7 protein-coding genes are annotated in these 8,779 nt (G+C 43.8%); 2 read left to right on the top strand and 5 right to left on the bottom strand.

The features are described from left to right. Positions 1 to 47 precede the first annotated feature (47 nt). Complete coding sequence (locus tag ACJJIZ_RS16805; RefSeq protein WP_444914198.1) at positions 48 to 1,421, top strand: MFS transporter; 1,374 nt, start codon at positions 48 to 50, stop codon at positions 1,419 to 1,421. 350 nt (positions 1,422 to 1,771) lie between these two features. Then, a complete protein-coding gene (locus ACJJIZ_RS16800) occupies positions 1,772 to 3,451 on the top strand; it encodes a sulfatase-like hydrolase/transferase (protein WP_444914197.1) in 1,680 nt (559 codons plus the stop codon). A gap of 180 nt (positions 3,452 to 3,631) precedes the next feature. On the opposite strand, the gene ACJJIZ_RS16795 is transcribed toward ACJJIZ_RS16800, so the two are convergent. The 5 genes from ACJJIZ_RS16795 to ACJJIZ_RS16775 form a co-directional block, all read right to left on the bottom strand. Then, complete coding sequence (locus tag ACJJIZ_RS16795) at positions 3,632 to 4,126, bottom strand: hypothetical protein (RefSeq protein WP_444914196.1); 495 nt, start codon at positions 4,124 to 4,126, stop codon at positions 3,632 to 3,634. 339 nt (positions 4,127 to 4,465) lie between these two features. Then, the gene (locus tag ACJJIZ_RS16790; protein WP_444914195.1) at positions 4,466 to 4,858 is read right to left on the bottom strand and encodes a hypothetical protein; all 393 of its coding nucleotides are present in this window, start codon (positions 4,856 to 4,858) and stop codon (positions 4,466 to 4,468) included. Positions 4,859 to 5,207: 349 nt separating this feature from the next. Next, positions 5,208 to 6,431, bottom strand: a complete 1,224-nt coding sequence (locus tag ACJJIZ_RS16785) for a hypothetical protein (protein WP_444914194.1) — start codon at positions 6,429 to 6,431, stop codon at positions 5,208 to 5,210. A 350-nt stretch (positions 6,432 to 6,781) separates the two neighbouring features. Next, positions 6,782 to 8,005 (bottom strand): hypothetical protein, encoded by a 1,224-nt coding sequence (locus ACJJIZ_RS16780; RefSeq protein ID WP_444914193.1) that lies wholly within the window; start codon positions 8,003 to 8,005, stop codon positions 6,782 to 6,784. A gap of 197 nt (positions 8,006 to 8,202) precedes the next feature. Beyond that, entirely contained in the window at positions 8,203 to 8,673 is a 471-nt protein-coding gene (locus ACJJIZ_RS16775) for a hypothetical protein (protein WP_444914192.1), read from the bottom strand. Positions 8,674 to 8,779 lie beyond the last annotated feature (106 nt).

Below are 8,779 nucleotides of genomic sequence, written 5' to 3'. Positions count from 1 at the left end.
ATCTAGAGTGTGACTAGGTAGGGCCTAAGAGAGCTTGCATAGTAAAAATGACAAAAGTGAAGGGTATCTCAGAGGGGCAAATCTGGGGGCTATCTGTTCTCTTTTTATCGGTATTTTTGATCGCTAGTGATTTTACTGCCTTTTCACCGGCTCTCCCCGCTATCGCCAAAGACTTTTCTGTCCGCATATCATTTGTGCACTGGGTAGTGAATGCCTATGCCTTGGCCTATGGAGTCATTATTGTGACCAGTGGGCGTTTGGCGGATATCTATGGGCGTGAAACTGTTTTCTTAATTGGTGTTGGTATATTTTCTTGCTCATCGCTATTGGGAGGGTTTGCGAGTGAGGTAGGGGTGCTGTTAATCGCCAGAGCATTGATGGGGCTAGGGGGTGCATTGGCCTGGTCGGCCATGCTGGGGATGGCTTACACACTGTTGCCATCTGATCGCGCAGGATTTGTTGGGGGCTTTGTTTTGGCCGCATTAGGTGTATCTACTGCTTGCGGGCCTGTTATTGGAGGAGTGCTGTCAGATTTTTTGAGCTGGCGCTGGATTTTATTTTTAAATATCCCCATTGCTATCTTTGTGGTCGTTTTTTACGTATTGAAGTACCCGTCAGAGCGCTTTGAGAAAAAAGACGAACGAATTGATTACTTGGGCGTGTTAACTCTCTCCGTATCCCTTTTCCTGTTTTTGTTGGCTCTTGATTTAATGACTCAGACAGGTATTTCTCGACTCTTGGTTTTTTGTCTTCTGGCAATATCTTTATTGGCTGAGATAACTTTTGCTTTTGTTGAAGCTAGAATGGCAGATGATGCTCTTATTCCAGCGAGCTTGGTGAGAAATCGTGTGTTTATGGCATCAGGAGCTAGTGTGTTTTTTGTCGCTATCGCCTTCTTTGCAACCCTTGTCTATATCCCTTTGCTTTTTATTAGCGTGCATCATTATTCTGCATTTCAGGCCGGATTGGCTTTGTTGCCAGCTATGGTCTCTTCTGGCGTTTTTGCATTTGTATCTGGAGCAATTCATGAGCAGTTTGGCCCAAAGTTGCTGCTCTGCTCAGGTGCTTTGGCGATGAGTCTGGGGCTTTTTATGCTCTCAGTTCACGGTAATCATATCGTCTATCTGGTCTTTGTACCGGGTATGTTATTGATTGGCATTGGGTTAGGTATATTTAGTCCTGCCGCTGTGACTGCCGCAATAACTTCCGTAGAGGCCAGTAAATCCAGTTTATCTGGCGCTGTTGTCTATATGTTCCGTTTTTTAGGTGGCGCTGTGGGTTTGGGGATCAATTCAGCCATATTGGCCTCATCGCCGGATATTGCTACCGGTGTAAACCGAGCACTACTGGTAGATGGGTTTATTGTTCTGATAGGTTTCTTGATTTCACTTCTATTCTTCCAAGAGAAGAAAGGAAGGTAATAAAGGGTTATTTATTCACTCCTGGTAATCTAGCTTTTGTTGTTTTTATAGGCGTATTCGTTTTCTTCTATCCTTCAAATATTTTTTGTGAAGTATATGGCCAGCACCCAGAGCTATCCTTAAATGAACATTAGGGAATGCTATCTCTATTTTAATTCGTATAGGCTATTGGCAATTTAACTTTGGTGGTTTCTACGACATTGTGCTCTTAGCGGCCACAAGTCAATATTTACGTCATCGGGATGTCGGATATGAGGCTGTCTTGGTTGTGTTTCTTTCACAGAAAACTCTCTATTGCTTACTTTGCTTCAATCTTTGTCATATTAAGTTTTACTGTCCAGGCAGAAAACATGCGGGGAAGCACCACGGGGCCAACTTCTGCACCAGGATACAGCCATCCGGATCAATTTCTGCATTTAAAGCCTGTAAAGCTGGCTGACAATATGTATCCCGTAATCCAGCATCCGCAGGAAGAAAAGCAAGCTAGAAAGAAGCTGACACTTCTGGAAGAAAGGTTTGGCAAGAAACCTAACATACTGATATTTCTACTCGATGATGTGGGCTGGATGGATGTTGGTTTTAACGGAGGAGGAATTGCTGTCGGCAATGCTACACCTACCATGGATAAGTTGGCGAATGAGGGGCTTATCTTAACCTCTGCCTATTCAACACCTTCATGCTCGCCAACACGGGCAACGATTCATACCGGTCAGAATCCCTTGCACCATGGTATTTTGCGCCCGCCTATGTACGGTGAAGCCGGCGGTTTGGATGATGCAGTCACAATGCCCGCCATACTCAAGAATCTGGGATACATTACCCAGGGAGTCGGAAAATGGCATATGGGTGAAAATAAGGGATCGCTACCGCAGAACGTTGGTTATGACGATTACCGAGGATTTCTCGGTGTATCAGATATGTATACGGAATGGAGAGATATCTATTTTAATCCGGAAGTGGCGCTGTCTCCGGAACGTTTTGCCATGATGGAGAAGGAGCCATTTAGTCATAGTGAGGTTCATTGCACGCCGCAGGACACGGAGCGGTGTGAAGATCTCCATCTGATTGACCTGGACACTATCAAGGTGCTCGATGACCAGTGGATGGATTACAGTGTAAATTTCATTAGGCAAATGAAAAGCTCTGAAAAGCCATTCTTTTTGTATCACGCCCCCCGAGGTTGCCACTTTGATAATTATCCATCTGATAAATGGGCAGGGAAATCGCGAGCTCGTACAGTATATAGCGACTGTATGGTGCATATGGATTATGTACTTGCGCAGCTATTTAGTGCTTTGCAGGAGACAAACCAGCTGGATAACACCCTGATTTTCTTCACCTCGGATAATGGCCCCGAGTGCGAGGTTCCCCCTTATGGCCGAACCCCATTCCGGGGTTGTAAAGGTACGAGCTGGGAGGGTGGAGTAAGAGTGCCGACATTTGCCTATTGGAAGGGGATGATAAAGCCGCGCCGAACTGAAGGGTTGTTTGATCTGGCTGATCTCTTTAACACAGCCATTTCAATAGCGGGCAAGCCCGGTAGGGAGGTGGCAAGTTTTGTTAATGAAGATCGATATATCGATGGTATCGATCAAACGGGAATGCTGTTGGCGGATAATGGCCAGTCTGCACGCCGTAGTCGGCCCTATACGATGAATCAGTATTTTTCTGCCATGCGTATTGATGAGTTCAAATATGTATGGACGGCAGAAATCGAAAATGGTGTCGTACAGAGGGGAAACTGGGGCGGGTTCAGTGGTCCCATTTTTGTTGAGAGTGGCGGGGCAATATTATTTAACCTTTATTCCAATCCTCAGGAAGATGTCAGTATCGGTGTACGTCATTTGCCAATGCTTGTACCAGTGATGACATCGGCGGGAGACTATATGAAAGAACTCATTAAGTATCCCCCACAATTCAAGATCGGTTTTATATCCAATAATCCGCCAATCTATGACCTTTTACCTCAGGCTAAAGAGAAGTTGGAGCAGTTTGAGAAAGAGGGTACTGGTAAGTATCCCTGGCCTTAGAGTTGAATCTTGAAATACAACTTTAACTCTACGAGTGGATTTATGCTTGAGCCGTATAAGTATGTAATATTTTGACGGCTACTAAATAGGGTGGCGGGAGTCATTCTCTTGAGATACAGGCCTCGATAGATCAAACAAAATGGCCGGCCTCGCTCGTGTTTCTGGAGGCCGGCCTGTGGACTACTGCAAGATTGTGCCGGTGTTACTGGTTCCCACTTGCGTAGCGGTTGCAGAGTTCCCAGATGTTGCCTGGGTGGTGTCATGGGTGTTTGTTGTGCCCATTTGCATAATGTTGGCGGTATTCATCGTCATTGATTGGTTAATCGTAACCGTATTGGAATCTCCAATCTGTTCCACATCGGCAACCAGTAAATCTCCAAGCTGGAATAGCGTAGAGGAATTGCTTAAGCCATCCTGTTCGATCTCAGCATCGTTACTGTCACCAAATTGAATGGCAAAAACCATATTGGTTGTACCCAGTTGTTCGGCAAAAAGGTTATTACCGAGGCCGTCCTGCTGCCCAAGATCAGCATCGTTTGAATCGCCATCCTGTATTAGCTCAGCAGTACCACCGGTAGATGTAAATTGTGTTATGAGTGAGGTATTACCTGTCCCTAACTGGATTGTGCTCTGAATATTCCCCAATCCGTTGGCGACCTGAAAAAAGGTAGCCATATTTGATGTTCCATCCTGAAATATGGTGGCGGTGCTAGAAGTTTCACTTGACTGGGTACCGTCTACGTCATTAGTCGTTCCCAGTTGGATGACAACAAGTCCATTCCCCGAAGAGTTTGATTGAATAATAGAGCCGGTGTTTGAATCACCATTCTGGGTGATTGTGGCAGTATCGAGGGAGGAATTGAGTTGTGTTGTGGTGAATTGGTTGGAAGTGCCAATTTGTGTGGTTGTCGAAGTTACCGATGTGGTATTGGTTTGAGTGGCATCGAATAAATTAGTTTGACCGTTTTGCAGTACAGTAATTGTCGATGTGGTCGCATTATCTTGCTCAATCGTCTAAACGGTATTGTTGTCGCCAATTTGGGTACTGTTGATAACACTATTTGTAGAGTTGGTTATTTGTGATGTGGTTGATGAGTTGTTGTCTCCGGTTTGAGTGAATATCGAGAAGTTGCCCGACGTGGTGGGGTCTGCTTGGTTGGCTGTTGCTGTATTCCCGGTGCCATTCTGATTGACAATCGTAGTATTGGCGACAGCATGCGTGCTGATTGCTAAAGCAAGTGCCGAAGCAATATAGGTGTAAGCTCTCATATCTACTTCCTTACAAATCAACATATTAATCTTTATCAAGCGGATTACCGCCTGCTTGTCGATTTGGGACTCTGCGGAATATCTGGTTAGGCAAAGACGGCTCTCAAATCCCTGGGTAATTACTTGAATTGTTCCCATCCAAAGTTACTGCTGACACCCAAGATACTACCGTTAAAATGATATTGGGTGATGGTGTAGGATGACCTAACGATTTTCGGTCAGGTGAGCAGTATTTTCCTTGGGATTTAACTATCAATCTACTGAGAAGAAATCCCTAAAGAGATAGTTGCAGGCCTATATTGCAGTTTGCCTTGTCTGAAAAGAAGTGGCTAATTACGTTAGTCATTTCTTTTATGCATTTAAAATAGGGGAGGGTAAAAACTTGGGGGCTTTAATTGTTAAAAGATTTACTATAGCAAAGTAAATATCACTATATCATCAGGTATGGCCGGCTCCAGCTTGAGGCTCACAGGAGCCGGCCGATAAATTACTGCAAGATGGTACCTGTATTACTGGTACCTAGCTGGGTAGCAGTTGCTGAGTTTCCACTTGTTGCCTGGGTAGTGTCATGGGTGTTTGTCGTGCCTATTTGCATGGTGCTAGCGGTATTCATCGTAGAGGTTTGGGTAATCGTAGCTCCATTAGAATCTCCAACCTGCTCCATAAAGGCTACAAGTAGGTCTCCATCTTGAGAGAGGTCTGCGGTGTTACTGAGGCCATCTTGTTCAAGTCCTGCCTCATTGGTTGATCCAGTCTGGTCCGACATTACCATGTTAGTTGTGCCAAGCTGTATGACCTCAATGGAGGTGTCGGAGCCATACTCCTGGATAACATGGGCATCATTAGAGTCACCATCCTGTAGCAGATTAAAAGTGTTGTTAAATGCAGAGGATTGTTTAGTGAATGATGTATTACTAAGGCCTAGCTGTATGGTACTTTGATAATTCCCCGAACCATTTTCAAAAATAGAGTCTGCAATATTCGAGGTTCCATCTTGGAAAATTATGCCAATACTAGACGTCTCGTTAGCTAGAATGCCTCCGACTACGTTTGAGATTCCCTGCTGATTTAAAATTTGGGAAGTATTAGATGTTTGGTCTTGTCCGAGCACGCCTATATTTGAATCTCCTGTCTGGGTAACAACCATATTATCTAAGTTGGATTCAAATTGTGTAATTACCATTTCATTAGATGTACCATTTTGTGTGCTTATTGATGTGCTTGTCATCGTATTGCTTTGCATGGCAAAAAAGAGATTGGTTTGGCCATTTTGCAGTACATTAATGGCTGAAGTGGTGGTGTCAAATTGACTAATTGATGAAACGGTGTTGTTATCACCTATTTGTGTGCTATTGATAATACTGTTTGTAGAGTTGATTGTCTGAGCGGTGGTGGATGAGTTGTTGTCGCCAGTTTGAGTAAATATTGCAAAGTTACCAGATGTTGATGGATCATTCTGGTTAGATGTTGCTTTATTTCCATTACCATTTTGAATGACAATGGTAGTATTGGCGGCTGCATGCCCACTGATGGTTATAGCAACTACCACAACAATGGAAGTGTAGATTTTCATATCTGTTTCCTTACAAATCAACATATAAAGTTCTATCAAGCGGATTACTGCCTGTTTGTCGATTTGGGACTCTGCTGAATAGCTGGTTAGGCAAAGACGGCCCTCAAATCCCTGGGTAATTACTTGAATTATTTTCACCCAAAGCTACCACTGACATCCAAAGCACTATCGTTAAAATGATATTGGATGACGTTATAGGATGACCCTCCGATTTTTGATTATGGGCAGAGTGTTTTCCTTGGGAAATAACTATCAATCTACTGAGAAGAAATCCCTAAAGAGATAGTTGCAGGCCTATATTGCAACTTGTCTTGCATAAAAAAGAAGTGACTAATGACGTTAGTCATTTCTTTTATGCATTTAAAATAGGGGCGGGGAAAAACCTGGGGGCTTTAATTGTTGAAAGATTTACTATAGCAAAGTAAATATCACTATATCATCAGGTTTGGCCGGCTCCAGCTTGAGTCTCACAGGAGCCGGCCGATAAATTACTGCAAGATGGTACCTGTATTACTGGTACCTAGCTGGGTAGCAGTTGCTGAGTTTCCACTTGTTGCCTGGGTGGTGTCATGGGTGTTGGCGAAACCCATCTGCATAGTACTGGCATTATTGTTGGTTGATGTTTGGGTAATTGTTGCAGTATTCGAAGTCTGGATTTGTTCTATATAGGCTACGAGCAAGTCGCCATCCTGTGATAGATCTGCTGAGTTACTTAATCCATCCTGGAGAATTTCACCATCGTTACCCGCACCAGTTTGAAAGGTCATGACCGTATTGGTGGTGCCTAGCTGTTCAGCGTAGAGACTATTGCCCGCGCCTAAATCTTGTTCAATATCTGCATCGTTTGAATCACCTTCCTGTATTAATTCAGCAGAATCTCCGACACTGGTAAATTGAAGAACTAATGAGGTGTTACTCGTTCCCACCTGGGTTGTACTTTGAGTATTCCCTGTTCCGAGAGATTGTGTACTTCCCGACATATTTGATGTGCCATCTTGAAGTACCGTGATGGTGCCGGAAGTCTCAGTTGATTGAGCTGCTCCTGCGGTATTAGTTGTTCCAAGCTGGGTAATAAAAAGCCCATTCCCAGAGGAGGATGACTGAACCATGGAACCCATGTTGGAGTCACCATTCTGGGTGATTACGGTGTTATCCAAAGATGAGTTAGTTTGTACGGTGGTATATTGATTGGAGGTGCCAGTTTGTGTCGTTGTTGAAGTGCTTGAAGTAGTGCTAATTTGAAGCGCATTAAACAAATTAGTTTGGCCATTTTGCAGTACGGTAACAGTTGATGTAGTAGCGTCGCTTTGATCAATCGATGAAACAGTGTTGTTGTCGCCAAGTTGAGTGCTGTTAATAACACTATTCGTAGTGTTGACTACCTGAGATGTGGTCGATGAGTTGTTGTCACCGATTTGTGTGAATATCGCAAAGTTACCTGACGTGGATGGGTCAACCTGGTTGGACAGGGCTGAATTCCCGACGCCATTTTGATTGACAATGGTAGTATTGGCGGCAGCGTTCCCACTGATGGCTATAGCGACTGCCGCAGCAATGGAGGCGTAAGTTTTCATATCTATTTCCTTACAAATCAACATATTAAGTTCTATCAAGCGGATTACTGCCTGTTTGTCGATTTGGGACTCTGCTGAATAGCTGGTTAGGCAAAGACGGCTCTCAAATCCCTGGGTAATTACTTGAATTATTTTCACCCAAAGCTACCACTGACATCCAAAGCACTATCGTTAAAATGATATTGGATGACGTTATAGGATGACCCTCCGATTTTTGATTATGGGCAGAGTGTTTTCCTTGGGAATTAACTATCAATATTCTGAGAAGAATTTCCCAAAGGTGATCGGAGGCTCTTAATTCTTCGTCTGAGGGAGGGGGGAAGAGGCAGGTTCCTTTAAGCGCTCTTTACATCCTTGCCAGATTTTTCAACAAAATAATGGCATAAAAAGGCAGTGGGAATTGAGTATAAAGCGATAATAAATGCGAGACCGAAGAAACCTGATTCTGTTGTTGCTATTCCTGCGCAGCAAAGGAGAATGCTTGGAAGAGCACCACCCAACATCATAGAAACTCGGTTGTATCTCTGCATCTTTAACAGGAAGTACTCAATAAGCTTCCCGTAGGTTAGTGTGGCGATTAAGGATATCAGAGTGGTCATCAGATACAATGTCAGCATCGGGACTGTACCATTAAGAATCTGAATTCCGGAAGCACCTGGCAAGGAAAAAACCGCAATAATAGTTGGTAATACGACACAGGTTAGCGCAGTAGCTTTAAGGGCAATAAGGAAGGATATAGTTTGGGGCGAAGGAGTGGTTTTACTTTCCAGGTTGGCCTTAGGCGCTTTGTAATAATTTGTAGGCATGTACTTATTGATGAAGCTCGTTTAAATCTGTGTTTTTCAAGTGGAATGTAGCTTAATCAATGGTAATCATTGGCTGTTGTCATGTAAATACGATAGTGGCTCGAAT

Source organism: Microbulbifer maximicatervae (SeqCode) (assembly GCF_052467225.1).
This window is presented reverse-complemented; position numbering and strand designations above follow the sequence as displayed.

Excerpts from the sequence above, each read along its gene's own strand:
- ACJJIZ_RS16805 (WP_444914198.1), top strand. The coding sequence starts at position 48 with ATGACAAAAGTGAAGGGTATCTCAGAGGGGCAAATCTGGGGGCTATCT.
- ACJJIZ_RS16795 (WP_444914196.1), bottom strand. The coding sequence starts at position 4,126 with ATGGCTACCTTTTTTCAGGTCGCCAACGGATTGGGGAATATTCAGAGC.
- ACJJIZ_RS16800 (WP_444914197.1), top strand. The coding sequence starts at position 1,772 with ATGCGGGGAAGCACCACGGGGCCAACTTCTGCACCAGGATACAGCCAT.
- ACJJIZ_RS16775 (WP_444914192.1), bottom strand. The coding sequence starts at position 8,673 with ATGCCTACAAATTATTACAAAGCGCCTAAGGCCAACCTGGAAAGTAAA.
- ACJJIZ_RS16790 (WP_444914195.1), bottom strand. The coding sequence starts at position 4,858 with ATGGGAACAATTCAAGTAATTACCCAGGGATTTGAGAGCCGTCTTTGC.